Source organism: Brachybacterium phenoliresistens (assembly GCF_039530785.1).
GTDB lineage: Bacteria > Actinomycetota > Actinomycetes > Actinomycetales > Dermabacteraceae > Brachybacterium > Brachybacterium phenoliresistens.
In genome coordinates this window covers 20591-46570 of sequence record NZ_BAAAOW010000014.1, presented here as the reverse complement: position 1 = coordinate 46570, position 25980 = coordinate 20591, and the positions used below count along the sequence as shown (strand labels likewise).

General features: G+C 72.9%; 24 protein-coding genes. 9 read left to right on the top strand and 15 right to left on the bottom strand.

The annotated features are described in order from the left end of the window. Together ABD234_RS18545 and ABD234_RS18540 are read left to right on the top strand one after the other, a co-directional pair. A complete protein-coding gene (locus ABD234_RS18545) occupies positions 1 to 1755 on the top strand; it encodes an ABC transporter substrate-binding protein (RefSeq protein WP_344359418.1) in 1755 nt (584 codons plus the stop codon). 234 nt (positions 1756 to 1989) lie between these two features. Next, the gene (locus ABD234_RS18540; RefSeq protein WP_344359416.1) at positions 1990 to 4251 is read left to right on the top strand and encodes an endo-beta-N-acetylglucosaminidase; all 2262 of its coding nucleotides are present in this window, start codon (positions 1990 to 1992) and stop codon (positions 4249 to 4251) included. A gap of 318 nt (positions 4252 to 4569) precedes the next feature. On the opposite strand, the gene pheT is transcribed toward ABD234_RS18540, so the two are convergent. Next, positions 4570 to 7155, bottom strand: a complete 2586-nt coding sequence (gene pheT, locus ABD234_RS18535) for a phenylalanine--tRNA ligase subunit beta (protein ID WP_344359413.1) — start codon at positions 7153 to 7155, stop codon at positions 4570 to 4572. 1 nt (position 7156) lies between these two features. Continuing rightward, on the bottom strand, positions 7157 to 8275 hold the full coding sequence (pheS, locus tag ABD234_RS18530) for a phenylalanine--tRNA ligase subunit alpha (protein ID WP_344359410.1): 1119 nt from the start codon (positions 8273 to 8275) through the stop codon (positions 7157 to 7159). 187 nt (positions 8276 to 8462) lie between these two features. Here pheS and ABD234_RS18525 point away from each other — a divergent pair, with 187 nt between their 5' ends. From ABD234_RS18525 to ABD234_RS18515, 3 genes are read left to right on the top strand one after another with little or no spacing between them, the layout of a single operon-like run. Then, positions 8463 to 9578, top strand: a complete 1116-nt coding sequence (locus tag ABD234_RS18525; protein WP_038370813.1) for an S-(hydroxymethyl)mycothiol dehydrogenase — start codon at positions 8463 to 8465, stop codon at positions 9576 to 9578. Next, positions 9575 to 10198 carry an MBL fold metallo-hydrolase gene (locus tag ABD234_RS18520; protein ID WP_344359405.1) on the top strand — a complete coding sequence of 208 codons (624 nt, stop codon included), beginning with the start codon at positions 9575 to 9577 and terminating at the stop codon, positions 10196 to 10198. The genes ABD234_RS18525 and ABD234_RS18520 overlap by 4 nt, the downstream gene beginning before the upstream one ends. After that, the gene (locus ABD234_RS18515) at positions 10195 to 10737 is read left to right on the top strand and encodes a hypothetical protein (protein WP_344359402.1); all 543 of its coding nucleotides are present in this window, start codon (positions 10195 to 10197) and stop codon (positions 10735 to 10737) included. Before ABD234_RS18520 ends, ABD234_RS18515 begins: the two co-directional genes overlap by 4 nt. Positions 10738 to 10767: 30 nt before the next feature. Here ABD234_RS18515 and ABD234_RS18510 read toward each other — a convergent pair whose 3' ends face one another. From ABD234_RS18510 to infC, 5 genes are read right to left on the bottom strand one after another with little or no spacing between them, the layout of a single operon-like run. Continuing rightward, positions 10768 to 12879 (bottom strand): bifunctional copper resistance protein CopD/cytochrome c oxidase assembly protein, encoded by a 2112-nt coding sequence (locus ABD234_RS18510; protein ID WP_344359399.1) that lies wholly within the window; start codon positions 12877 to 12879, stop codon positions 10768 to 10770. Next, positions 12876 to 13742, bottom strand: coding sequence for a TrmH family RNA methyltransferase (locus ABD234_RS18505; protein ID WP_344359396.1), 867 nt, complete (start codon positions 13740 to 13742; stop codon positions 12876 to 12878). The genes ABD234_RS18510 and ABD234_RS18505 overlap by 4 nt, the downstream gene beginning before the upstream one ends. 19 nt (positions 13743 to 13761) lie before the next feature. Further along, positions 13762 to 14142 carry a 50S ribosomal protein L20 gene (gene rplT / locus ABD234_RS18500; protein WP_038370808.1) on the bottom strand — a complete coding sequence of 127 codons (381 nt, stop codon included), beginning with the start codon at positions 14140 to 14142 and terminating at the stop codon, positions 13762 to 13764. A gap of 58 nt (positions 14143 to 14200) precedes the next feature. Further along, positions 14201 to 14395: a 50S ribosomal protein L35 gene (rpmI, locus tag ABD234_RS18495; RefSeq protein ID WP_038370807.1), complete on the bottom strand. Its 195-nt coding sequence runs from the start codon at positions 14393 to 14395 to the stop codon at positions 14201 to 14203. A gap of 24 nt (positions 14396 to 14419) precedes the next feature. Beyond that, positions 14420 to 15019, bottom strand: a complete 600-nt coding sequence (infC, locus tag ABD234_RS18490; RefSeq protein ID WP_344359392.1) for a translation initiation factor IF-3 — start codon at positions 15017 to 15019, stop codon at positions 14420 to 14422. A gap of 348 nt (positions 15020 to 15367) precedes the next feature. Here infC and ABD234_RS18485 point away from each other — a divergent pair, with 348 nt between their 5' ends. Both ABD234_RS18485 and ABD234_RS18480 read left to right on the top strand, forming a co-directional pair. Further along, on the top strand, positions 15368 to 16168 hold the full coding sequence (locus tag ABD234_RS18485) for a DUF4352 domain-containing protein (protein WP_344359390.1): 801 nt from the start codon (positions 15368 to 15370) through the stop codon (positions 16166 to 16168). Between the two features lie 37 nt (positions 16169 to 16205). After that, positions 16206 to 16580 (top strand): DUF1844 domain-containing protein, encoded by a 375-nt coding sequence (locus ABD234_RS18480; protein WP_344359388.1) that lies wholly within the window; start codon positions 16206 to 16208, stop codon positions 16578 to 16580. Positions 16581 to 16651: 71 nt separating this feature from the next. Here the strand turns inward: ABD234_RS18480 and ABD234_RS18475 are convergent, their stop codons facing one another. From ABD234_RS18475 to ABD234_RS18445, 7 genes are all read right to left on the bottom strand, one after another. Further along, a complete protein-coding gene (locus ABD234_RS18475) occupies positions 16652 to 17482 on the bottom strand; it encodes an SseB family protein (RefSeq protein ID WP_344359386.1) in 831 nt (276 codons plus the stop codon). After that, complete coding sequence (gene priA / locus ABD234_RS18470) at positions 17479 to 18213, bottom strand: bifunctional 1-(5-phosphoribosyl)-5-((5-phosphoribosylamino)methylideneamino)imidazole-4-carboxamide isomerase/phosphoribosylanthranilate isomerase PriA (RefSeq protein ID WP_038371075.1); 735 nt, start codon at positions 18211 to 18213, stop codon at positions 17479 to 17481. The genes ABD234_RS18475 and priA overlap by 4 nt, the downstream gene beginning before the upstream one ends. A 74-nt stretch (positions 18214 to 18287) precedes the next feature. After that, positions 18288 to 18443 (bottom strand): hypothetical protein, encoded by a 156-nt coding sequence (locus tag ABD234_RS18465; protein ID WP_198025337.1) that lies wholly within the window; start codon positions 18441 to 18443, stop codon positions 18288 to 18290. After that, positions 18440 to 19102, bottom strand: a complete 663-nt coding sequence (gene hisH, locus ABD234_RS18460; RefSeq protein WP_038370802.1) for an imidazole glycerol phosphate synthase subunit HisH — start codon at positions 19100 to 19102, stop codon at positions 18440 to 18442. The genes ABD234_RS18465 and hisH overlap by 4 nt, the downstream gene beginning before the upstream one ends. Next, entirely contained in the window at positions 19099 to 19731 is a 633-nt protein-coding gene (locus ABD234_RS18455) for a hypothetical protein (protein WP_232226187.1), read from the bottom strand. The genes hisH and ABD234_RS18455 overlap by 4 nt, the downstream gene beginning before the upstream one ends. Further along, on the bottom strand, positions 19728 to 20333 hold the full coding sequence (hisB, locus tag ABD234_RS18450; protein WP_038370800.1) for an imidazoleglycerol-phosphate dehydratase HisB: 606 nt from the start codon (positions 20331 to 20333) through the stop codon (positions 19728 to 19730). The genes ABD234_RS18455 and hisB overlap by 4 nt, the downstream gene beginning before the upstream one ends. After that, positions 20330 to 21472 (bottom strand): histidinol-phosphate transaminase, encoded by a 1143-nt coding sequence (locus ABD234_RS18445; protein WP_038370798.1) that lies wholly within the window; start codon positions 21470 to 21472, stop codon positions 20330 to 20332. The genes hisB and ABD234_RS18445 overlap by 4 nt, the downstream gene beginning before the upstream one ends. A gap of 142 nt (positions 21473 to 21614) precedes the next feature. On the opposite strand from ABD234_RS18445, the gene ABD234_RS18440 reads away from it, so the two are divergent. Next, on the top strand, positions 21615 to 22046 hold the full coding sequence (locus tag ABD234_RS18440; protein WP_344359381.1) for a DUF3054 domain-containing protein: 432 nt from the start codon (positions 21615 to 21617) through the stop codon (positions 22044 to 22046). Between the two features lie 161 nt (positions 22047 to 22207). Here the strand turns inward: ABD234_RS18440 and hisD are convergent, their stop codons facing one another. Beyond that, positions 22208 to 23533 (bottom strand): histidinol dehydrogenase, encoded by a 1326-nt coding sequence (gene hisD, locus ABD234_RS18435; RefSeq protein WP_344359379.1) that lies wholly within the window; start codon positions 23531 to 23533, stop codon positions 22208 to 22210. 197 nt (positions 23534 to 23730) lie between these two features. On the opposite strand from hisD, the gene ABD234_RS18430 reads away from it, so the two are divergent. Continuing rightward, positions 23731 to 25959 (top strand): NADP-dependent isocitrate dehydrogenase, encoded by a 2229-nt coding sequence (locus ABD234_RS18430; RefSeq protein WP_344359376.1) that lies wholly within the window; start codon positions 23731 to 23733, stop codon positions 25957 to 25959. Positions 25960 to 25980 lie beyond the last annotated feature (21 nt).

The following is a 25980-nucleotide window of genomic DNA, read 5'->3' as shown; positions in this document are numbered from 1 at the left end:
ATGACACAGCGCATGACGCGCACCTCGTTCGATCGACGCTCGATTCTCGGCCTCGGCGCTGCGGCGCTCACCGCATCTGCTCTCGCCGCCTGCGGCGGAGAATCCGACACAGGGACGACCTCGGATCCCGCAGGCGGCTCCGGCGCACGCGCCACGGAGGGGACGATCGACAACGACGGCATCCTCCGCATCGGCGCGACCGTCGCGACGTCGAACGTCTTCCCCGAGAACTTCAACGTCTTCGGCGGCGGCGACTCCGCGCCCGGGAACGCCCTGTTCTGGGAGACCCTTTTCCGCATCTCCTCGACGGACGGCTCCAAGCTCGTGCCGAACCTCGCCGAGAGCGTCGAGTACACCGAGGGCGGCAAGGTCGCGACCTACGTCCTGCGAGACGACGTGACCTGGAACGACGGAGAGAAGTTCACCTCGAAGGACGTCGCCTTCACCTATGGGTTCATCTTCGAGGAGCCTGGGACCACGCCCGACGAGAACGGCAATCTCCCCTGGCTCGCGAAGGCGATCGAGACACCCGACGAGAAGACCGTCGTGGTCACCTACAACGAGCCGCAGTACACCGAGGACCTTCCGCTGTCGCTGTACTTCCCGATCTACCCCGAGCACATCTACAAGGATCTCGACCGCCAGAACTACCAGGACCGCGACCCCGTCGGCACCGGTCCCGGCCGGCTGAAGAAGTTCGCCGGGCAGCAGATCGAGATCGAGATCCGCGACGACTACTGGGGCGAGATCGCCCCGGAGCTCACCGAGGTCCACCTCGTACCGTCCGGCACAGCCGGCAACATCGAGTCCCAGATCACCAAGGGAGACGTCGACTGGTCCCAGGGCGGGGCGCCCGGCGTCGTGACCAACTTCGTCACGATGGAAGACCACAACGGGTACTACTACTACCCGGACGGCTCGACCCGCGGCATCATCATGGCCACGCACAAGGGACCCACGCAGGACGTCGCGGTCCGTCGCGCCCTGCGCGCCGCCGCTGACATGAACATCGTCGCCGAGGCCGCGGGCATCGCCTACACGGTCCCGTCGATCACCGGGCTCGACACCGGCATCTACGCCTCGATGCTGAAGGACGAGTTCAAGGATTCGATGATGCCTGACCTCGAGGCCGCCAAGAAGGAGCTCGCGGACGCCGGCTGGACGGTGAACGAGGCCGGAAACCTCGAGAAGGACGGCACGGAGCATCCTCTCAAGCTCCACATCCAGAACGACAATCCGGCGGAGATGACCACGATGCCGATCGTCGTGGACCAGTGGTCGAAGAACCTCGGACTCAAAGTCGCCTTCACGCCGCTCCCCCCGGATGTGTTCGGACCCGCGCAGGCCAAGGGCGACTACGAGCTCTCGCTGTGGACGACCAACGCCGCGGGCGGAGCATTCCAGGCCTTCACCATGTACATGCACACCAAGATCTATGAGATCGGCGACGAGACGGCGGACGGCAACTACGGCCGGTGGAAGATGCCTGACGCGGCGAACGATGCGATCATGGCGATCACCACGACACCTCCGGACCAGGTCGAGAAGATCACGGAGAACTGCCAGATCCTGCAGCAGGCGGTAGCCGATGAGGCGCCCTATATCCCGGTGCAGTCCAACGGCGCCGGGGGGATGTTCACCACGAAGAAGTGGTCCGGACTGAAAGAGGCCTCAGATATCGACTACTTCCCGCGCGTGGACGGCTACAACAACCTCATCAGAACGGTCACGGATTTCACTCCGTCCAAGGCCTGACGAGCAGACAGCGCACCATGCTTCTCGGGGTCTCGTTCCGATGAAGGCTGGAGGGGCCGCGGAAGACAACGGCCCCTCCAGCTCTCCGTGGACAGCGAGGACAGCGACGCCTACGCTGAACTACAGCGGTTAAGCACCTCGATCGCGCGAGCAAGGAGGCTCCCGATGTCATCCCACCGTCCCGGTTCCCCTCGACCTTCACGCCACCCCCTCACCCGACGGACCGTCCTGCGCATGAGCGCCGTGGCGGCCACCGTCGGCGCTGTCCCCTACCTCCCGGGATCCCCGATGCCGACCCCTGCTTCCCGGGCCGCCGGCGGCGACCCTGACTCCATCGCTCCCCTCTTCCGCGAATGGCCCCGCGAGGACGGCGAAGGCTCCTTCGCCTTCTACCTCGACAGCCGTACCGATCTCGACGAGTTCCTTGCCTTCGACTACCGCAACGCGGATCTCGCCCATCACCGCTCGTTCGTGCCGCGCGCTCGTCGCGTCACCGACCCGTCCCTCCTGGCAGCTCAGCCGGAGCTCGACGCCCGTCCTCAGGTGGCTGACTTCTCCGAGTTCTACAGCTTCGTGGAGCACGGAGCGGACGGGTTCACGTACGCCCACGACTTCCGTGCAGGGAACGCGCGCGACGTGCAGGTCCCCCGCTTCCACCAGTATCGCGACCTCGTCTCCTACTGGCAGGTGTTCACGGCCGTCCCCAACGCGGCCCTGACGGACGTCGTCCACCGCAACGGCGGGCGCTGCCTCGCCTTCATGTTCAACTCCGGGCCGACCAACTTCTCCCGGGACGCGATGCTTCGGCAGGACCCGGACGGCTCCTTCCCGGTCGGGGACCGCCTCGTCGATCTCGCCGCGTACTTCGGCTTCGACGGATATATGTTCGACATGGAGGAAGGCGTCGTCGACTCGGCGGACAAGCCTCTCCTGCTCGCCATGTTCCAGTCGATGCACGAGCGCGCCCGCATGAGCGGCTTCGAGATCCACCTCCAGATCTACGGCCCGAATCCCGATGGGCGCAGCTACGCCGACTGGCAATCGATCTCGCAGGAGCAGGCGGACTACCTCACCACCCCCGATGCGGCCGACAGCTGGTTCCTGGACTACAGCTGGTCCGACTACCTGGACACGACGAGGGACACCCTCGCCGTCACCGACATCGACCCCTACGGGCAGGTCTTCTTCGGGATCGAGCTCGAGGGGTTCCGGGGAGAGATCGGCGTGGACACGACCCGGTCCCCGCTCGCCGAGGCGATCCCGCCCCACGGTTCCCGCCAGCCGCTGGGCAGCACCGCGCTGTTCAGCCTCACCGCAGAGACGACCCGCCGCGTCCACGCGGAGCTGAAGGACGCCCACGGCGGCGAGCTGCCCGACTTCGAAGAGGTCCGCCACGCCGTCTACCGCGGCGAGCGCCGCTTCTGGTCCGGTCCGCACCAGAACCCGGCGCTCCCGGCCGACGGCCCGATCGGCCTCTATGGGATGGCGGACTACGTCCACGCCCGCTCCGCCGTCGCCGAGCTGCCGTTCCTCACCCGCTTCAACACCGGTGCCTCGGATCAGTTCTCCCTCGCCGGGCGACGCAGCTCGGCGGAGCCCTGGTACAACCTGGGAATCCAGGACCTCCTGCCGACCTGGCATTTCTGGACGCGGAACCTCACCACGGGCGAGCCCGTGACCGGTCCGCTCGACGTCGACTACGACCTGAGCGCCGCGTTCGACGGCGGTGCGAGCCTCTCGATCACGGGCACTCCCCAGGACGACGACGGCGTCGAGATCCGCCTGTACCGCACCGAGCTCGAACTCCCCGCGGAGTCCTGGGCGAGTCTCACCTACACCTCCCGCTCGGTCGCGCACCTGTCCCTGGGCCTCGTCTTCGAGGACGATCCGGGCACGACGACATGGCACGACCTCGACGACCTCCCGCAGAATGACGACTTCGGCCCGACCTGGGGCTACGGCAGCGGCGGCCGCGGCTGGGGCCGAGGCGGCTGGGAGCCGACGAGCTCGTGGGCGGCGGGATGGCGGACCACACGCACGGGCTCGGACTGGCAGCAGGCTGTCATCGGCCTCGGCGGCGAGGAGGGGCGCACGATCGTCGGTGTCTCCCTCGCAGTCACAGCGCCGGCCGGGACCGATGTCGACCTTCGCATCGGGGAGCTCGCCGTGTCCGCGAACCACCTCCAGGAGCAGACCCCCGAAGCACCGACCGGCCTCGTCCTCGAGGACAGCCGGCTCCGCCCCGACGGAGCATCGGCCGAGGCACGCCTGATCTGGGACATCGAGAGCTCGGTCGCGTACTACGACGTCCTGCGCCGCGGCAGCACCGAGGATGCCGCGCAGCTGGTCTGGCTCGGGCGGATCACCGCAGACCGCTGCTACCTGCAGAAAGTCCCCGTGCAGGAGGGCGAGACGTCGGTGGAGCTGCTGCTGCGGGCGACCGCTCCCAACGGACGGACGTCGGAGCCGGCCGCCGTCATGATGCCGGTGGCCTGAGCCGGGCCTGCCCGCCGCCCTCCAGGGCGGCGGGCGCAGCGGCTCGAGCCGCTGCCCCGGAGGAGGCTGCGAAGGGCGCCAGGCGATCTCCGCGAGCGCGTCCATGGAGGCACCGACCTGCCCTGTCACCGTCCGTGCATGTACAGGGCGGTCAGCCCTCGCTCCGCTACGCCATCGGGGAGCCGGACGGTCCCTCGATCGTGGAGGCACGGCGCGCCACGTCGAGGCTGAGCCCGCGACAGCATCCCTCGTCGAGGCCGCTGCGCGGATGTCCCGCGGGACGGGACTCGGCGAGCTCCCGTCCCGCGGCTGGCCTGCTCAGGCCCGCAGCTCGCCTCCGACGGCGGCGGAGACCGCCTCGATGCAGCGGGTGCGCGCGGCCCCGATCTCCTCCGCAGTGAGCGTCCCGGTCTCCGAGCGCAGCCGCACCGAGAAGGCGACGGACTTCCGCCCCTCGCCGACCTGGTCGCCGGTGTACACGTCGAACAGGTGGATCGACTCGAGCAGGTCGCCGATGCCGACCACCATCGCGGCCTCGACCGCGCTCGCGGGCACCGAGGCGTCCACCACGAAGGCGAAGTCCTCCTTGGCCGGCGGGTAGGTCGAGACGGGCTCGGCGCGGACGACGGCCGGCGCGGAGGCGATCAGCGCGTCGAGGTCCAGCTCCAGCGCACCGGAGCGCGCGGGCAGGCTGTAGGCCTTCACGACCCGCGGGTGCAGCTCTCCGGCATGGCCGATGAGGGTGCCGTCCTCCGCGAGCAGCTGTGCGCAGCGGCCCGGGTGGAACGGGGCCAGCTGGTCCTGGCGCACCTCGAGGCGGGCCCCGACGGCGGCGGCGACGCGGCGGGCCGCCTCGATCGCATCGGCCCAGCCCCAGTCCTCCGCCGAGCCCCACCACGAGCCGGGGCCGCTGGCCCCGCCGAGCACGGCCGCCAGGTGGCGGCGCTGCGGGGGCATCGCCGCATCGATCGCGCGCAGCTCGTCCTCGCGCGGACGGGCGGCGGCGCTCGGGATCGGGACCGCGGCCCCGGAGGCCCGCGAGACGGTGCCGATCTCCTGGATGGCGACGGCCTCCTGGCCGCGGCCGAGGTTCCGCTTCGCGGTGGGCAGCAGCGTCTGCAGCAGCGCCGTGCGCAGCAGCGGCTCGTCCTCCGCGAGGGGGTTCAGCAGCCGCACCGCGGTGCGGCGCTCGTCGTCCTGCGGGTAGCCGAGGGCGTCGAAGATCCCCTCGGGCACGAAGGGATAGGAGGTGACCTCCGTCAGCCCCCACTCGGCGAGGGCGAGCGCGGCGGACCGGCGCCCGCGCTGGGCGCGGGTGAGGCCGCGCCCTCCCGGAGCCTGCGGGAGGATCGAGGGGATGCCCTCGTAGCCGACCAGACGCGCGATCTCCTCCACGAGGTCCTCGCGGAAGCGCAGATCGGGGCGCCAGCTGGGCGGGGTGACCGTGAGCACGGAGCCGGCGGCGGCCTCCCCCTCGACCCGGGCGCCGATCTTCTCGAGGCTCTCGACGACCTGCTGGGGCGTGTAGGCGACGCCGACCAGGCGCTCGGCGGCGTCGACGGGGAGCGAGATCGCCGCGCGGGGCGGGACGGTCCCGACGTCGGTGCGCTCGGAGGCGATCGTGCCGCCGCCGTGCTCGGCCAGCAGCTCGGCGGCGCGGCGCACGGCGAGCGCCGGCAGCTGCGGGTCCACGCCGCGCTCGAAGCGCTTGGAGGACTCGCTGGGCAGGCGGTGCCGGCGCGCCGAGCGGGCGACGCTGACCTGGTCGAAGGTCGCGGCCTCGAGGACCACGTCGGTGGTGGCGGCGGAGACCTCCGTGGAGGCGCCGCCCATCACGCCGGCGATGCCGATCGCACGATCGCCGGTGCCGCCGCCGTCGGCGATCACGAGATCCTCGCCGTGCAGGGCGCGGGGCTTGTCGTCGAGGGTCTCGAGCTTCTCGCCCGGATGCGCGCGGCGCACCCGGATCGGCGCCACCAGCTGCGCGGCGTCGTAGGCGTGCATCGGCTGGCCCAGGTCCAGCATCACGTAGTTGGTGACGTCCACGACCAGGGAGATCGGCCGCATGCCGGCCAGGGTGAGGCGCTGCTGCATCCAGCGGGGCGACGGCGCCTGCGGGTCGATGCCCGTGACGGTCTGGGCGACGAAGCGCGAGCAGCCGGGGCGGCCGTGGATGGGCGCCTCGTCCTCGAGCAGCACCTCGACGCCGGGACCGGAGGCCTCCGGCACCGTGATCGAGGCGGCCGGGTCGGTGAAGGCGCCCCCGGTGGCGTGGGAGTACTCGCGGGCGACGCCCCGCATCGAGAAGGCGTAGCCGCGGTCGGGGGTGACGGTGATCTCGACGACCTCCTCCCCCAGTCCGAGCAGGGAGATCGCATCGTCCCCGGGCTGGGCGTCCAGCCCGCGGGCGTGGCCGCGGCCCAGCACGATGATGCCGTCCTCGCCGTCGGGATCCGGGCCCAGGCCCAGCTCCTCGCCCGAGCAGATCATGCCGTCGGAGACGTGGCCGTACGTCTTCCGGGCCGCGATCGGGAACGGCCCGGGCAGCACGGTGCCGGGCAGCGAGACGACCACGAGGTCGCCCTCGACGAAGTTGTGGGCGCCGCAGATGATGCCGCGGCTGGGGACCTCGTCTCCCGGCTGCGGGTCCTTCGGGGAGTCGAGGGCCTCGTTGTGCTCCGGGCCGACGTCCACGCGCACCCAGTTGATGGTCTTCCCGTTCTTCTGGGGCTCCTTGACCAGGGCGAGGACGCGGCCGACCACGAGCGGGCCGGTGACCTGCGCCCCGTGGATCGCCTCCTCCTCGAGGCCGACGGAGACGAGGTCGGCCGCGACCGATTCGGCATCGGCCCCGTCGCGCAGGGCGACGTGGTCGGCGAGCCAGGTGAGAGGAATGCGGGGCATGTCAGATCTCCGTCCCGTAGTGCTGGGGGAAGCGCACGTCGCCCTCCACCATGTCGTGCATGTCCTTCACGCCGTTGCGCAGCATGAGGATCCGTTCGATCCCGAGCCCGAAGGCGAAGCCCTGGTGCTCCTCGGGGTCGATGCCGCAGGCGCGCAGCACGGCCGGGTTGACCATCCCGCAGCCGCCCATCTCGATCCACCCGGTGCCGCCGCACACCCGGCAGGCCGGGTCCGCGTCGTGGTCCAGGCCCTCGCGGGCGTCGCAGGAGAAGCAGCGGAAGTCCATCTCCGCGCTGGGCTCGGTGAAGGGGAAGTAGCTGGGGCGCAGCCGGGTGATGGGCGCGCCGCCGAACAGGTGGGCGGCCAGGGCGTCCAGGGTGCCCACGAGGTTCGCCATGGTCAGGCCCTTGTCGATGGCCAGGCCCTCGACCTGGTGGAACACGGGCGTGTGGGTGGCGTCCAGCTCGTCGGTGCGGAACACCGTGCCGGGGCAGGCGATGTACAGCGGGGCGCCGCGCTCGAGCATGGCGCGAGCCTGGACCGGGGAGGTGTGGGTGCGCAGCACCAGGCCGGAGTCCTCGCCGCCGTCGGGGCCGGCGATGTAGAAGGTGTCCTGCATCTGGCGGGCCGGATGGTCCGCGTCGAAGTTCAGGGCGTCGAAGTTGAACCACTCCGCCTCGATCTCGGGGCCCTCGGCGATCTCCCAGCCGATGCCGACGAAGAAGTCGGCGATGCGGTCCTCGAGGGTGCGCAGGGGATGCCGCGCGCCGCGGGGCCGGCGGTCCGTGGGGACCGTCACGTCCACGGTCTCCTCGGCCAGCGCGGCCTCCTCCTCGGCGGCGGCGAGCTCGGCCTGGCGGGCGGCGAGGGCCTGCTGCACGCGGCCCTTGCCCTGGCCCACCAGCTTGCCGGCGGCCGCCTTGCGGTCCTTCGGGAGGTCCTTGATCGCACGGTTCGCCGTGGACAGCACGCTGGCATCGCCCACGTGGTCGATGCGCACCTGCTTCAGGGCGGCGGTCGTGCCTGCCGCGGCGATCGCGGCGAGGGCGGCGTCGACGGCCGCGCCGATGGTCGGCTCGTCGATGACCGGGAGGTCGGGGTTCGAGGGTGTCTCGGACACGGGGATCGCTTTCGTCCGGTGGGCTGGCGTGCGGGGAGGGGCGCCGCGGGGCGCGCCCGCACCGCCGACCATTCTAGGAGCTGGGCCGGGGGCCTCGCGCCGCGGGAACGGATCGCCTGGGCCGCCGGGACCGCTTAGCCTGGTGGGGACACCGTCTACCCCTCCTCGGAGGAGTCTGGAGCACCCCATGTCCTGGACCGTCAAGGGCGTCATCGCCCGTGCGGAGAAGCAGCCCGCCGAGCTCGTGGACGTCGTCGTCCCCGATCCCGGCGCCCACGACGTCATCGTCGACATCGACGCGTGCGGCGTCTGCCACACCGACCTCGCCTATCGCGACGGCGGCATCTCCGACGAGTTCCCCTTCCTGCTGGGCCACGAGGCCGCCGGCCGGGTCGCCGTGGTCGGCGACGCCGTCACCCACGTGGAGGTCGGCGACTACGTGGTGCTGAACTGGCGCGCCGTCTGCGGCGAGTGCCGGGCCTGCCGCAAGGGCGTCCCCCAGTACTGCTTCGCCACCCACAACGCCTCGCAGCCGATGACCCTCGCCGACGGCACCGAGCTGTCGCCGGCGCTGGGCATCGGCGCCTTCATCGAGCGCACCATCGTCCACGAGGGCCAGTGCACGAAGGTCTCCCCCGACGCCCCGGCCGAGGTCGCCGGCCTGCTGGGCTGCGGCGTCATGGCGGGCCTCGGCGCGGCGCTGAACACCGGCGCCGTCCAGCGCGGCGAGTCCGTGGCCGTGATCGGCCTGGGCGGCGTGGGCAGCGCCGCGATCGCCGGCGCGGTGCTCGCCGGGGCGACCACCGTCATCGGCCTCGACATCGTCGAGGAGAAGCTGCAGGCCGCGAAGGACCTCGGCGCCACCCACACGATCAACACCGCTGGCCTCTCCCGCGACGAGATCGTCGAGAAGGTGCAGGCCCTCACCGGCGGCTTCGGGGCCGATGTGGTGATCGACGCCGTCGGCATCCCCGCCACCTACGAGACCGCCTTCTACGCCCGCGACCTCGCCGGTCGCGTCGTGCTGGTGGGCGTGCCCCGCCCCGGCGTCGAGCTGACGCTGCCGATGCTGGACGTGTTCGGCCGCGGCGGCGCCCTGAAGTCCTCCTGGTACGGCGACTGCCTCCCCGAGCGGGACTTCCCCTACCTCACCGACCTGTACCTGGGCGGCCGCCTGCCGCTGGACCGCTTCGTCACCGGCACCACGGACCTCGCCGGCGTCGAGGAGGCCCTGAACTGCCTGCACCACGGCGACGTGCTGCGCACGGTCGTGAAGAACGGATCGGCGGTGGCCCCCGCATGAGCGCGCGCATCGACCACGCCGTGAGCTCGGGGACCTTCTCGCTGGACGGGGAGACCTTCGAGGTCGACAACAACATCTGGGTGCTCGGCGACGACGAGCAGTGCGTGGTCTTCGACGCCCCGCACTCCGTGGCCGCCGTCCGCGAACTCGTCGGCGATCGCGAGTGCGTCGGCATCCTGCTCACGCACGCCCACGACGACCACGTGCGGATGGCGCCGGAGCTCTCCCAGGCCCTCGAGGCGCCGATGCTCCTGAACCCGGACGATGCGGAGCTGTGGAAGCTCACCCACGGCGATCTCCCCTTGGACGACGACGTCGCCGACGGCGACGAGTTCACCATCGCGGGAGTGGACATGGTCGCGATCGCCACCCCGGGCCATTCCCCGGGCTCGACCTGCTACCACGTGCCGGAGCTGGGCCTCGTGCTGACCGGCGACACCCTCTTCGAGGGCGGGCCCGGCGCGACGGGACGCTCCTTCTCCTCGCGGGAGACGATCGAGGCCTCGATCCGGGATCGCCTGTTCACCCTGCCGCCGGAGACGGTGGTCCACACCGGGCACGGCCCGTCCACGACCATCGGCGCGGAGCTCGAGCGCGCCCGCGGGGACTGGCTGTCATGACCCGCCTGCGCCCGTCCGCGCTGGGGATCCGGCGCGGGCGGGCGTACGCCCGGGACTGCCTGGGCTACCTGGGGATCGCTGCGGCGATGGTGCCGCTCGGCGTGGTCGTCTCCCGCAGGATCACCGATCCCGCCGTGCTGCGCCCCGTGGTCACCGCCGCCAGCGCCCTCCCTCCCGTCCTCGCGGCGTGCTGGGCGGCCCGCGCCGAATCCGGGCCGCACGCCGCCACCTGGGGCAAGCGCCGCGAATCCCTGCAGGTCGCGGCCCGCGTCCCCGGCGAGCCGCCGGGACCGGGCGGGATCTCGTTCCGCCGGGCCCTGCTGCGCAGCACGGTGAAGATCGCGATCCCGTGGCAGCTGGGGCACACCGTCGCCCTCGGCGCCGCATGGGGGGACTTCGACACCCGGGCCCCGGCCACCCTGGCGGCCGCGGTCCTCACCTACCCGCTGCTCGGGGCGATGATCGGGTCCGTGGTCCTCTCCCCCGGGCTGGGCCTGCACGACCGTCTCGCGGCGACCCGCGTGCTCGACGCCTCCTGAACCGCCCCGGCGGCGCGCCTCCGGCGAGGTTCAGCTCCGGCGGGCATCCGCCTCGGGCCCGGCGCCGGCACCGTCCTGCGCGCTCGCACCGGCTCCCGGGCCCGCATCGCTCGGCGGGGCGGGAGCCTCGCCGCGCAGGCTCTGGAGGTAGGCGTTGTAGGCCTCGAGCTCCGCGCCGCCGTCGCGGTCGGCCTTGCGGTCCCACTGGCGGGCGCGCCGCGCATCGGAGCGGACCCAGGTCATCGCGAGGATGATCGCGTAGGCGAGGGTCGGGACCTCGGAGATCCCCCACATGATCGAGCCGCCGCGCTTCTGGATCTCGGTCAGCTGCGGCACCGAGTACATGCCGAGGTCCGTGTACCAGCCCTGGGCGATCAGCCAGGTGGCCGAGACCACGGCCACGCCGAAGAAGGCGTGGAAGCTCAGCGTCACCAGGAGCGTCATGAGCTTCAGCATCGGGTTCACGGGGCGGGTGGCGGGGTCCACGCCGATCAGCACCCAGGCGAACAGGTAGCCCGAGGCGAGGAAGTGCACGGTCATCACGACATGGCCGACATGGGTGCGCATCGCCAGCTCGAACAGGGGCGTGAAGTAGAACAGCACCAGGGACCCGGCGAAGATCGCCCCGGCCAGCGGCGGGGTGGAGAGCACCCGGGCGTAGCCGGAGTGCAGCGCCGCCAGCACCCATTCGCGCACGCCGCGGGAGCCGTCGGTGCGCGGGGCCACCGCGCGGGAGAGCAGGGTGACCGGCCCGCCCAGGACCCACAGCGGCGGCACGATCATCATCATCGCCATGTGCTGGACCATGTGCGCGTCGAAGCGGAAGCGGCCGTAGGCGCCCGGCCCGCCGCTCATCACCCAGGCGAAGGCGAGGCAGCCCAGCAGGAAGGGCACGGTGCGGGCGAGCGACCAGGCGTCGCCGCGCCGCCGCAGCCGGAGGACGCCCGCCAGGTAGAGCCCGCCGAGCAGTCCGGCCAGCGCGAGCGCCGTCCAGTCGGGCTCGAAGCCGGTCAGCAGCGTGAGGATCGAGAAGGGGCGGGCGGGAGGCTCGAAGCCGACCAGGGACAGCACGCGCAGCGCACCGTCGGCGGGGATCTCCTGCGGCACCGGCGGGGCGGTGCGGCCCAGGGCGATCGAGGTCCCGATGACGACGGCGAGCAGGGCGCCCTCGGTCGCGGCGAGGTGCCGGAAGCGGACCGCATCGCCCAGGTGCCGGCGCTGGAGGGCGCCCAGCACGGCGAGCACGCTCAGCAGCACGGCCTTGAGCAGCACCAGGCGGCCGTAGCCCTCGGTGAGCAGCTGGGCCGGGGAGTCCAGGCGCAGGGAGGCGCTGAGCACGCCGCTGAAGGCCAGGGCGAGGACGGCGGCCAGGGCCCACGGGGAGAACCGCCGCACCACTGAGACGCGGTCCGCCGCGGAGAGGGAGCCCTGCAGCAGCCCGATCACCAGCAGCCCGCCGGCCCAGACGGAGACGGCCACGATGTGCACGGCCATGGCGTTGACGGCGTTGGTGTGGTCCAGGCTCGCACCGGCGTGGCCGGCCAGCCCGAGCAGGGCGGCGCCGATGCCGGCGAAGGCCAGGCCCCAGCACCCGGCGACCGTCGAGCGGGCCAGGCCCATGAGCAGCGCCGCGAGGGCCGCGGCGATCGCCACGGCGAGCTGGATGCGCCCCAGGTCCATGCTCAGGGCCAGCTGCCACAGGTCGCGGTCGGTGCCGGCGCCGGTGGCCTCGAGCGCGCCCAGCGGGACGAGGACCAGCGAGGCCGCGGCCCACAGCGCCGCCCCCGCCGCGCCCAGCCGCAGCACCGCTCCGCGCCCGACTCCGCCGGCCGTGGTGCCGCCGGCCGCGGTGCCGTCGGCCGCGGTGCCGCCCGGGGGCGGGGCGAGGTCGAGGACCCGGCTGCGCGAGGGGCCGGGCATCAGCAGCACGGCCGTCCCGCCGGCGCCGACGGCGAGCAGCAGACCCAGGTGGTGGAGGGCGCGCACGATGGGGATGCCCCAGGTGACCAGGGGCGAGGCGGGGACGAGCCGGTCGCCGGAGGCGGCGCCCGTGACGAGCAGGCCCAGCAGGGCGGTGAGGATCGCGAGGACCAGCGCGGCGGGGATGGCCAGGGCGGCGCCGCGTCGCAGCAGGGCGCTCACTCCCGGCCCCGGCGGCGCAGGGTCTCGAACAGGCACACCGTCGCGGCGGTCGCGACGTTCAGGGACTCGGCGGCGCCGGCCAGCGGGATGCGCACGGCGAGGTCCGCATCGGCGAGCACCGCGGCGGGCAGGCCGTGGGCCTCGTTGCCCATGACCCACGCGATGCGGGCGGGGATCTCGGCGGCGAAGAGGTCGTCCTGCGCGTAGCCGCTGGTGGCGGCGATGGCCACGCCTGCCGCGCGGAGGGCGGGGTACAGCAGCTCGGCGTCGGCGCCGCCGGCCACGGGCAGATGGAAGAGGCTGCCGGCGCTCGAGCGCACGACCTTGGGGGCCAGCACGTCGGCGCTGGCGCCGGTGAGCAGGACGAGGTCCGCGCCGGCGGCATCGGCCGTGCGGATCAGGGTGCCGACGTTGCCGGGATCGCGCAGCTCGTGCAGGACGAGGACGGTCGCGGGCTCCCCGGCGGCGGGCAGGGCGGCGAGGGCGTCCTCGAGCGCGAGATCGACGGCGGCGGTGCGGGCGGTCGCGACCACGCCCTGCGGGCTGACGAGAGCACCGGAGGCGTCCTGGTCGCGGACCATGGCGCGCAGCGCCTCGGGGGCGATGGGACGCACCGCGATGCCGGCGGCCCCGGCGAGGTCGACGATCTCGCCGTGGTCGGACGCCGCCTCGGCGGTGAGGAACAGCTCCTCCACCGCATCGGGCCGATGCTCCACCAGGGAGCGCACGGACTGCGGGCCCTCGACGCGGAACAGGCCGTGGCGGCGACGCGCGGAACGCCCGGACAGCCCGGCGATCCGCCGCACCCGATCGGATCGGGGCGAGGAGATCGTCCGGTCGTCCGGGCGTTCCGTGGTGCTCATGGAGTCGACGTCCGCGCGATCAGGCGGCAGGAGCGTTGACGTCCTTGGGGAGGGCGTTCTTGGCGACCTCGACGAGCGCGGCGAAGGCCGGCGCGTCGTTGACGGCGAGCTCGGCGAGCATGCGGCGGTCGACCTCGACACCCGCGAGGCCGAGGCCCTGGATGAGTCGGTTGTAGGTCATGCCGTTCGCGCGCGACGCGGCGTTGATGCGCTGGATCCAGAGCTGGCGGAAGTTGCCCTTGCGCTTCTTGCGGTCGCGGTAGTTGTACGTCTGCGAGTGGAGGACCTGCTCCTTCGCCTTGCGGTACAGGCGAGAGCGCTGACCGCGGTAGCCGCTGGCCTGCTCGAGGATCTCTCGACGCTTCTTATGGGCGTTGACCGCCCGCTTCACGCGTGCCACGTGATTCTCCTTCGATGGTGACGAGTTCTGGGGTGCGGGAGCGATCCCGCACGGGGGCTCAGCGGCCCAGCAGCTTCTTCATGCGCTTGACATCGGCCTTGGCGACGGTGGTGTCGCTGCCCAGGCGGCGCTTGCGGTTCGAAGACTTGTGCTCGAGCAGGTGGCGCGCGTTGGCCTTCTCCCGCATGAGCTTGCCGGAGCCCGTCACGCGGACGCGCTTCTTGGTGCCCGAATGGGTCTTGTTCTTCGGCATGTGCCGTATCTCCTTCAGTGTCTGTCAGGACTCGACGGGCTCGGCGGGGGTGCCGCCGGTGCTCTCCGTGTCCTGGGGCGCCTGCTCGGTGCTGGCTGCCTTCTCGGCGTCGGACTTGCGCTTGCGCGCCTCGGCCATCGCCTGGGCCTTCTTCTTGTGGGGGCCCAGGACCATCACCATGGACCGACCGTCCTGGCGCGGGTGCGCCTCGACGAAGCCGTACTCGGCGACGTCCTCCGCCATGCGGCCCAGCAGCTTGATGCCCATCTCGGGGCGCGACTGCTCACGGCCGCGGAAGCGGATGATGACCTTGACCTTGTCGCCGCCCGAGAGGAACTTCTCGACGTTGCGACGCTTGGTCTCGTAGTCGTGCTTATCGATCTTCAGGCCCATCCGGATTTCCTTCTGGACCGTGTTGGCCTGATTCTTCCGGGCCTCGCGCGCCTTCATGTTGGCTTCGTACTTGTACTTGCCGTAGTCCATGAGACGGCAGACGGGCGGATTCGCCCCAGGTGCGACCTCGACCAGGTCCAGATCTGCTTCCGTGGCAAGACGCAGGGCGTCCTCGACGCGGACGATGCCGACCTGCTCGCCGGCCGGGCCGACCAGAAGGACCTTCGGCACCCTGATCTGTCCGTTGATTCGCTGTTCGCTGATGGTGGCTCCTCACCTCGGTGTATCGGACATGACGAAGGCCCCCGCTTGCAGCAGCGGAGGCCCCGAGCACACCGGACGCGCGGACGCGCCCGCCGGATCCGAGGATCCGGCTGCGATACTGACCCGGCGACGGCCGCCCTGGAGCGGTGCCGCGAGGTGGGAGGGACTCCACTTCGACGGGAACGACATGTTCCGATCGACTATCCTACCAGCGATGCACGTGCCGTCCAGGTGATGTGCATCGCGCCTCACGGCCGCCTCCCCCGAGAGACGCCGCCGGGGCCGGCCCGTGCCTCTCGAGCGAAGGTTGACCAGGTGAAGGACGCTGCATCCGGGGACCGCTCCTACGACTACGGCACCCCGGACGGCGCACCCGCCGATCCTGCCTCGTCGCCCGATCCGGCCGCCTCCCCGTCCGAGGCCCCCCTGCCGGCGGGTGCGGAGCCCACCACCACCCGCCCGCGCGAGGCCGTCATGCGCCCCGTCCCGGACTCCTTCCCCACCCCGCCGCCGCGGCCCGCGGACTGGAACCGCCGGCGGCTGCGCGAGGAGGAGGCCGCCGCCGGCTCCCCCTCGCCGCTGCGGCCCCGGCCCCTGCTCCTGGCCGTCGGCGCGATCGCCGCGCTGCTGCTGGCCGTCGCGCTCGGCGGGGGCTATCTCGCGCTGCGCTCCCTGCCCGATCCGGCCGCCACCGCGCCGGCCGCGGACCCGGGGACCGGGGACGCCGCCGCACCGGGGCCCCTCGTCCTCGGCGACCTGGAGGTGGAGCTGGTCTCCTACGAGCCGGGGATCCCCTCGGTGGGCGATGCCGGGGACCGCCGGGACGCCGACGGCGAGTACGCCGTCCTCACCATCTCGGTGACCAACGGCTCGGCGCAGTCGGTGAACCTCGGAGATTCCGTGACCCTCGTCGACGAGGGGGGCACCGTCCATGCGCCGGACCGCGAGGCGTCCGTGGTGCATCTGGCGGACAGCGCGCCGTACGGGATGGTCGAGCCCGGAGGCACCGAGGTCTTCCATGCCGTCTACGATGTGCCGGTCGGCACCGTCATCGACCATGCCGCCGTCGACTTCAGCCGCTACCCCGCGGGCGGCTCGGGCGAGCTCCCCCTGTGAGCCGACCGCCCGGGCGCCCGATCCCCAGGAGGACCGCATGACCGATCCCACGCCCGATGCCGCAGACCCGAGCCTGATCGACGGGGGCGAGGAGGCGCGCGACATCGCCGAGGTCTCCGCGGTGGAGATCATCACGACCGCGACCGTGCACCTGATGAGCGCCGCCGCCGTGAAGATCGGCCTCGCCGAGGACGAGGAGACGGGCCAGTACCAGGACCTCGCCGAGGCCCGCAAGCTCATCACCGCCCTGGCCGGCCTGGTCACGGCGGCCTCCCCGGAGATCGGCGGAGATCATGCGCGCTCGCTGCGCGACGGCCTGCGCACCCTGCAGCTCGCCTTCGCCGAGGCGCTTCCCTTCCCGGACGAGCCCGGCCAGGGCCCCGGCGAGAAGTGGACCGGGCGCGTCAGCTGAGCCCGCCCCGGCCGCGGGGCCCGGACGACGCGGCGGGCCGGAGGCGCAGCGGCCCGGGGCGCCGGGCCCGCTCAGCCCACCAGGGCGAGCGTGAGGGAGCTGATCCGCTCGGCGACCAGCTGCGAGAGCCCCAGGCGCCGGCTCAGATCGGCGACGACGGCCTGCACTCCCTGCTGATCCAGGCCCGCCACCAGACGGACCTGCAGCTTGACCTCGGTGCGCTCCCCCGGCAGCGCGGTGAGCGCGAGCACCCCCTCGGCGTCGTCGGCGATCGCCGCGAGCTCGGCGGCGACCTCCGGGTCCTCGAAGGGCGGGATCCAGCCGCGCCCCTGGGCGAGGGCCCACAGCACCGAGCGGGGCAGCAGGATCGGGGTCCCGTCCGGTCCCGGCCGGGAGGGGTCCAGCACCAGGGCGGTGCATCCCTCCTGCACGGCCGCCTGCGCCGCCTGCGCCGCGGGCACCGGCACGGGGCGGGCGTCGCGCCGCCATGCGGCGAGCTCCGCGACGCCGGTGAACACCGGCAGGATCGTGGAGCCGTCCGGGGCGGTGATCGAGACCATCGCCATGTCGGCGCCGTTGTCCCCGGTCAGCCCGTGGGCGGTGGTGCCGGTCTCCCCGGCGATGGCCATGATCGGCACCAGCAGGCGCTCGGCGGAGATCGCCGCGACCAGGGCGGTGCGATGGGGGTCGCGCCCGGCGCGGTGCGCGGCCAGCGCCTCCGCCACCGCCGCCGGGGTGGAGCCGTCGTCGTCGGGGAAGGGGCTGACGCTGTAGTCGCGCCCCGCCCACGGGGTGCCTGCGGTGTCCGTGAACGGGGACTTCTCCCGGAAGTGGGCGGGCAGCGCGCGCTGCGCCGCGGGCAGGTCCCCCTCCGGTCGCTGCTCGGGCCGCGGCGCCGTCACGGGAGTCCGGCGACCTCGAGCGCCTCGGGCAGGGTGAACGCCTTCGCGTACAGCGCCTTGCCGACGATGGCTCCTTCGACGCCGGCGGGCACGAGCTCGCGCAGGGCCGCGAGGTCCTCGAGGGTCGAGACGCCGCCGGAGGCGATGACCGCCGCGTCGGTGCGGGAGCACACCTCGCGCAGCAGCCCGAGGTTCGGTCCCTGGAGGGTGCCGTCCTTGGTGACGTCCGTGACGACGTAGCGGGCGCAGCCGGCCTCGTCCAGGCGGTCCAGCACCTCCCAGAGGTCCCCGCCGTCCCGGGTCCAGCCGCGGGCGGCGAGGGTCGTGCCGCGCACGTCCAGGCCCACCGCGATCCGGTCGCCGTGCTCGGCGATGACCTCCGCCGTCCAGTCCGGGTTCTCCAGCGCCGCGGTGCCGATGTTCACGCGACGGCAGCCGGTGGCCAGGGCCGCGGCGAGCGACTCGTCGTCGCGGATGCCGCCGGAGAGCTCGACCTGCAGGTCCATGGCGGCGCAGACCTCCGCGAGGATCTTCGCGTTCGAGCCGCGGCCGAAGGCGGCGTCGAGGTCGACCAGGTGCAGCCAGCGGGCGCCGGCCTCCTGGAAGGACAGCGCCGCCTCCAGCGGCGAGCCGTAGGACGTCTCGGTGCCGGCCGCGCCCTGGACCAGGCGCACGGCCTGGCCGTCCTGGACGTCGACGGCAGGCAGCAGCTCGAGGATGGGAGCGGACACGGGCACCTCCGGGATGCGGTGGGGGGTGAAGGGGGTCACGAGGGTCGGGCGGTCGCCCGGGAGCAGGGGCGGGATCAGCTGAGGATCCGCAGCAGGGAGATGCCGATGCAGGCGAGCGCCAGCAGCGACAGCAGCGTGGTCGCCCACCACGGCTTGCGCCCGCGGAAGAAGGACCAGGCGCCGCCGGCGAGCAGGCCGCCGGTGAACAGCATGACGAAGGCGAGGATCATGCGGCCGTCGGGGCGGGGCGCAGCGTCCCCAGCCAGTTGCGCAGCAGCCGGGCGCCCGCCGCCCCGGACTTCTCCGGGTGGAACTGGGTGGCGCACAGCGGACCGTTCTCGACGGCCGCCACGAAACGGTCGCCGCCGTGCTCGCCCCAGGTCACCAGGGGCGCGGGCATCGGCCCGACGGGCTCGAGCGTCCACTGCCGCGCGCCGTAGGAGTGCACGAAGTAGAAGCGCTCCTCCTCGAGGCCCGCGAACAGGCGCGTGCCCTGCGGGACCTCGACGGTGTTCCAGCCCATGTGCGGGACCACGGGCGCCTGCAGCCGGGTCACCTCTCCCGGCCACTGGCCGAGCCCGGTGCTGGTGACGCCGTGCTCGGTGCCGCGCTCGAACATGACCTGCAGGCCGACGCAGATCCCGAGGACCGGCAGCCCGCCGGCCAGGCGCCGCTCGATGATGCGGTCGCCGCCGACGGCGCGGATCTGGGCGATGGTGGCCTCGTAGGCGCCGACGCCGGGGACGACCAGGCCGTCGGCCGCGAGGGCCTGGTCGGCATCGGCCGTGAGGGCGACCTGCGCGCCGGCGGCCTCGAGCGCCCGCACCACGGAGCGGACGTTGCCGCTGCCGTGGTCCAGGACGACGATGCGGGGTCCGGGCTCGCTCATGAGTCCTTCCTCCGGCCGAAGGCGATCCATCGCAGCGCCTGGGCGCGGGAGACCTGCGAGGGGTCGATGCCCTCCCCCAGCTCGTCGATGCCGACACCGCCGACGAGCAGCTGCTCGACCAGCGGGTCGACGGCGCCGAGGACGAGCGCCGGCGAGACGTCCTCGCCCCGCTCGCCGCCGCGGTAGCGGGTGGCGGTCATCCGGTCGCCGCGGCGCCAGAACAGCACGACGCCGTGGCGCTGCAGCGCGGTGGAGACCACGGCCGCGAGGTCGTGGGCGGAGACCTCCTGCAGGGGGCCGGCGGCGATGGCTCCGGTCTCCGAGGAGTACACGAGGGTGCCCTGCGGGATGTCGATGCCGTCGGTGCGGGCCTCCCGGCCCAGGCGGATCGCCCCGGCGAGCGCCTTGGCGGCGGCCACGGAGGTGGCCACGACCGCGATCGCCGGCTCCTCGTCGGCCGCATCGTCGGATTCGGGCTCGCTCCCGGTCGACGGCGCGGACAGCACGTCCTCCACCGTGAGCGGGGCCTCCTCCAGGGACAGGCCCTGGGTCAGCCGCGCGAACTCGGCGTCGATGTCGTCCTCGCGGGGGTCCTCGCCCTCGCGCGGCGGTTCGGGGGTGATGCTCACAGCGCTCCCTTGGTGGACGGGACCCCGGTGACCCGGGGATCGGGCTCGCAGGCGGCGCGCAGGGCCCGCGCGAGCGCCTTGAACTGAGCCTCGACGATGTGGTGGGGGTCGCGGCCGGCGAGCACGCGCACGTGCAGGCAGATCGCGGCGTGGTGGGCCAGGGACTCCAGCACGTGCCGGGTCAGGGCGCCGGTGAAGTGCCCGCCGATGAGGTGGTACTCCTGCCCCTCCGGCTCGCCCGTGTGCACGCAGTAGGGGCGTCCCGAGACGTCCACGACCGCCTGGGCGAGCGCCTCGTCCAGCGGCACGATCGCATCGCCGAAGCGGGTGATGCCGTGCTTGTCGCCGAGCGCCTCGCGCAGGCACTGGCCCAGCACGATCGCGGTGTCCTCGACGGTGTGGTGCACGTCGATGTGGGTGTCGCCGGTCGCCTTCACGGTGAGGTCGAAGCGGGCGTGCGTGCCCAGCGCCGTGAGCATGTGGTCGAAGAACGGCACGGAGGTGGACACGTCCACCGCGCCGGTGCCGTCGAGGTCGAGGAAGACCTCGACCGAGGATTCGCGGGTGCTGCGGCTGATGCGGGCGGTGCGGGGAGCGGTCATCGGGGGTCGGCCTCCTCGAGGGCGGTGCGGAAAGCGGCGTTGTCGTCGGGGGTGCCGATGGAGACCCGCAGCCAGCCCTCGGGGCCGACCTCGCGGATCAGGACCCCGTGATCGAGCAGCGTCTGCCAGACGGCGTGGCGGTCGCCGCCGACGTGGAACAGGATGAAGTTCGCATCCGAGGGGGCGACCTCGTGGCCCCGGGCGAGCAGGTGCTCGGCGAGGGCGTCGCGCTCCTCGCGCAGCACCTTGACCTGCGAGAGCAGCTCCTCGGCGTGGGCGAGCGCGGTGCGCGCCACGGCCTGCGTGACGGCGGAGAGGTGGTAGGGCAGGCGGACGATGCGGATCGCATCGACGATCGCGGCATCGGCCACCAGGTAGCCCACCCGCGCCCCGGCCAGGGCGAAGGCCTTGGACATCGTGCGGGAGACGGCCAGGTTCGGGAGCTCGGGCAGGAGGGTCAGCGCGCTGGGCACGCCGTCGCGGCGGAACTCGCCGTAGGCCTCGTCGACCACCAGCAGCCCGCGGCGCGGCGCCAGGGCCGCGGCGGCCGCGCGGACCAGCTCGAGGTCCAGCGCCGTGCCGGTGGGGTTGTTGGGGCTGGTCAGCACGACCACGTCCGGGTCGTGCTGCGCGATCGCGTCGGTGACCTGCTCGGCGGTGAGGGCGAAGTCCGGGGCCGGGCCGCGCGGCGCGGCGACCCAGCGGGTGAAGGTGTCCCGCGCGTACTCGGGGTACATCGAGTAGTGGGGCGCGAAGCCGAGCGCCGTGCGCCCCGGCCCGCCGAAGGCCAGCATCAGCTGGTGCATGACCTCGTTGGAGCCGTTCGCGGCCCACACCTGGTCGACCTCGGGCGTGGGGACCTGCGCCTCCGCCCCCACATAGGCGGCGAGGTCGGAGCGCAGGGCGGTGAACTCGCGGTCGGGATAGCGGTTCAGGCCCGCGGCGGCCTCGGTCACCGCCGCGCCCAGGGCGGCGGCGAGCGCCGGCGAGGGCGGGAAGGGGTTCTCGTTGACGTTGAGCATGTGCGGCACGTCGAGCTGCGGCGCGCCGTAGGGATGCATGCCGGCCAGGTCCTCGCGCGGGACGGGGATGCCCGGGCGTGCCGGGACGGTCGTGGGCGCAGGGCTGGGTGCGGGCATGGCCCCATGGTAGAGCCTGTGCGCGCCTGCGCCTCGGGCGCGTCCGGGCACCGGAGGGCCGGGCGTGACGCTCGTCGCGGCGGGCCCGGATCGGGGCCGTCGGCGCAGGGCGCTCCGAGCCTCCCGCACTACCCTGGGTCGCATGTTCCGCTCCGTGGGTGCCCTGATCGGCGATGTCCTCGCCGTGATGCTGTTCGTGATCATCGGCCTCTTCCAGCACGGGCAGGAGATGTCGGCCCAGAACATGTTCCTGGTCGGCTGGCCGTTCCTGGTGGGCGTGCTGATCGGCCACCTGGCGATCCGCTCCTGGCGCGCGCCCTTCCGGCTGTGGCCGCACGGCGTGTTCATCTGGGCGATCACCGTGGTCTGCTGCATGGCGATCCGCACCCTGTTCTCCGCCGGCACCGAGACGAGCTTCGTGGTCGTCACCGCGATCGTCACGGGCGTGCTGATGCTGGGATGGCGCGCGGTGGCGCTGTTCCTCACCCGCGGCGAGCGCCTGCAGGTCATCGACCTCTCCTCCGCCGCATCGGCCGAATCCGTCGAGGACTCCCCCGCCGACCCCCGCTCCTGACCCCATCGGTCGCCCGACCCCGCCGACCGTCCCGGAATTGTCACTCCCTATGCCATCCGGGGCGTCCGGATGGCATAGGGAGTGACAATTCCGGGAACTGCGTTCCGCGGCGCGTGCGCGTGCGGCGTGCGCGGACCCGGCGCGGGCCCGCCCGCCCCGGGCTAGCCCTCGAAGCGGATGTCGACGGCGCGGCCGTGGGAGGGCAGGCCCTCGGCGACGGCGAGCGTGGTCGCGGTGGCGCGGGCGCCCTCGAGCGCCGTGCGGTCGTACTCGACGACGTGGATGCCGCGCAGGAACGTCTGCACGCCCAGCCCGCCCGTGCTGCGGGAGGTGCCGCCGGTGGGCAGCACGTGGTTGGAGCCGGCGGCGTAGTCCCCGAGGCTCACGGGGCTGTGGTCGCCGACGAACACCGCCCCGGCGTTGCGGACCCGCGCGGCGACGGCCGCGGCCTCGCGGGTCTGGATCTCCAGGTGCTCGGCGCCGTAGCTGTTGACGACCTCGAGGCCGCGGTCCATGTCCTCGACGAGGATCGCGCCGCTCTGGCGGCCGCGCAGGGCCTCGGCGATCCGCTCGGCGTGCAGGGCATCGGGCACCTGCAGCGCGAGCTGCTCCTCGACCCGTGCGACGAGCGGGGCGTCGTCCGTGACGAGGATGCTCGCGGCCAGCGGGTCGTGCTCGGCCTGGGAGATGAGATCGGCGGCGACGAAGCGGGCATCGGCCGAGGAGTCGGCGAGGATCGCGATCTCGGTGGGGCCGGCCTCGGCATCGATGCCCACCCGGGAGGAGACCAGGCGCTTGGCGGCGACGACGTACATGTTGCCGGGGCCGGTGATGAGGTCGACGGGATCCAGGACGGTGCCGTCGCCGAGGTCGGGCGCGCCGTGGGCGAGCACGGCGATGGCCTGGGCGCCGCCCGCGGCGATCACCTCGGTGACCCCCAGCAGCGCGCAGGCCGCCAGGACCGTGGGGTGCGGGAGGCCGCCGAACTCCTTCTGCGGCGGGGACGCGAGGACGATCTGCTCGACGCCGGCGACCTGGGCCGGGACGACGTTCATCACGACGCTGCTGGGCAGGACGGCGCGGCCGCCGGGGGCGTACAGCCCCACCCGCCGCACCGGCACCCAGCGCTGGGTGACGATGCCGCCGGGGACGACCTGGACCCGCTCCTCGGAGCGCACATCGCCCTGGGACACCGCGCGGACGCGGGAGATGGCGTCCTCGAGCGCGGCGCGGATCGCCGGGTCCAGCTCCGCGAGGGCCCGGTCCAGCTCGGCCTGCGGGACGCGGAGGTGGGCCGGCCGCACGCCGTCGAAGCGCTCGGAGGCCTCCAGCACCGCCGCGGCACCGCGATGGGCGACGTCCTCGACCAGGGGCCGCACGGCGGCGACGGCGGACTCGACGTCCACCTCGGCGCGCGGCAGGGCCGCGGCCAGCTCGGAAGGGGTGAGGGTCTGCCCGCGCAGGTCGGTGACGGCGAGATAGGTCATGGCTCCGAGTCTAGAGCGTCCGCGCGCGCGGCCCCGGGGACGCTCCGCCGGCCGGAATCCCGCGCGGCGCGACGCGGGCCCCCGGGCGGTGCCACCATGGTGGGGCGGGCGCCGCGGCCCGGCAGGCCCTGCGGAGCTTCGATAGTCTTGACCTCAAGAGAGTTCTTCGTCCCCGACCCGAGGGAGCACCCCCGACCATGTCGCGCATCATCTACACCCACACCGACGAGGCGCCGATGCTGGCGACCGTCTCCTTCCTGCCGATCCTCGAGGCCTTCGCCGCGACCGCCGGGATCGACATCGAGACCCGGGACATCTCCCTGGCCGGCCGCATCGTGGCGGCCTTCTCCGACCTGCTGCCGGAGGACCAGCGCGAGCCCGACGCCCTCTCCGAGCTCGGCGAGCTGGCCAAGACGCCCGAGGCCAACATCATCAAGCTGCCCAACATCTCCGCCTCCGTGCCGCAGCTGAAGGCGGCCGTCGCCGAGCTGCAGGCCCAGGGCATCGACCTGCCGGACTACCCGGAGTCCCCCGAGACCGAGCAGGAGAAGGACATCCGCGCCCGCTACGACGCGGTCAAGGGCTCGGCCGTGAACCCGGTGCTGCGCGAGGGCAACTCCGACCGCCGCGCCCCCGCCGCGGTGAAGAACTTCGCCCGCTCCCACCCCCACCGCATGGGCGCCTGGAGCGCGGACTCGAAGACCTCCGTCGCGACCATGGGCCAGGACGACTTCCGCTCGAACGAGCAGTCCGTGGTCATCGAGGACGAGGGCGCGCTGTCCATCGTCCACGTCGCCGCCGACGGCGCCGAGACCGTGCTCAAGCCCTCCGTGCCGGTGCTCGCGGGCGAGGTCGTGGACTCCACCGTCATGCGGGCCGCCGCGCTGGACGCCTTCCTGGCCGAGCAGATCGCCGCGGCCAAGGAGCAGGGCGTGCTGTTCTCCCTGCACCTGAAGGCGACCATGATGAAGGTCTCCGACCCGATCCTGTTCGGGCATGCGGTGCGCGCCTTCTTCCCGACGCTGTTCACGCAGTACGGGGACGTCCTCGCGCAGGCCGGCCTGTCCCCCAACAACGGCCTCGGCGGGATCCTCTCCGGCGCGCAGGACCTCGAGGAGACGCTGCGTGCGGGCATCTCCGCCGCGATCGAGACGGACCTGGCGGCCGGCCCGGCGCTGGCGATGGTCAACTCCCACAAGGGCATCACGAACCTGCACGTCCCCTCGGACGTCATCGTCGACGCCTCGATGCCCGCGATGATCCGCACCTCGGGCCACATGTGGAACGCGGACGACGCCGAGCAGGACACCCTCGCCGTGATCCCCGACTCCTCCTACGCGGGCGTCTACCAGGCGACCATCGAGGACTGCCAGAAGAACGGGGCCTTCGACCCCACGACGATGGGCACCGTCCCCAACGTCGGCCTGATGGCGCAGAAGGCCGAGGAGTACGGCAGCCACGACAAGACCTTCGAGATCGCGGCCGAGGGCCGCGTCGAGGTCCGCGACGCCTCCGGCGCGGTGCTCATGTCCCACGACGTCGCCGCCGGGGACATCTTCCGCGCCTGCCAGGCCAAGGACGCCCCGATCCGCGACTGGGTGCAGCTGGCGGTGCGCCGCTCGCGCGAGTCCGGCATGCCGGCCGTGTTCTGGCTGGACGAGTCCCGCGCCCACGACCGCAACCTCATCGCCAAGGTCGAGGCCTACCTCGCCGAGGAGGACACCGAGGGCCTGGACCTGCGGATCCTCTCCCCCGTCGAGGCGACGAAGCACACCCTGGAGCGGGTGCGCCGCGGCGAGGACACCATCTCGGTGACCGGCAACGTGCTGCGCGACTACCTCACCGACCTGTTCCCGATCATGGAGCTGGGCACGAGCGCCAAGATGCTCTCGGTGGTCCCGCTGATGAACGGCGGCGGCCTGTTCGAGACGGGCGCGGGCGGCTCCGCCCCCAAGCACGTCCAGCAGCTCGTCGAGGAGGACTACCTGCGCTGGGACAGCCTGGGCGAGTTCCTCGCGCTGGCCGAGTCCCTGCGCCACCTCTCGCGCACCGCCGGGAACCCGCGCGCCGCCGTGATCGCCGATGCGCTGGACCGGGCGACGGAGTCGCTGCTGAACAACGGCAAGTCCCCGCAGCGCAAGCTGGGGACGATCGACAACCGCGGCAGCCACTTCTACCTGGCCCTGTACTGGGCGCAGGAGCTGGCGGCCCAGTCCGAGGACGCGGAGCTCGCCACGGCGTTCGCCTCGATCGCCGAGGACTTCACCGCCGCCGAGGAGGCCATCGCCTCCGAGCTGCTCGCGGTGCAGGGCAAGCCCGCGGACATCGGCGGCTACTACCGCCCCGACCCCGCCAGGGCCGCCGAGGTCATGCGTCCCTCGCAGACCCTGAACGCCCTGGTCGAGAAGATCAGCTCCGCGCTGTGACGCGCGCGGCCCGCGGAGGGC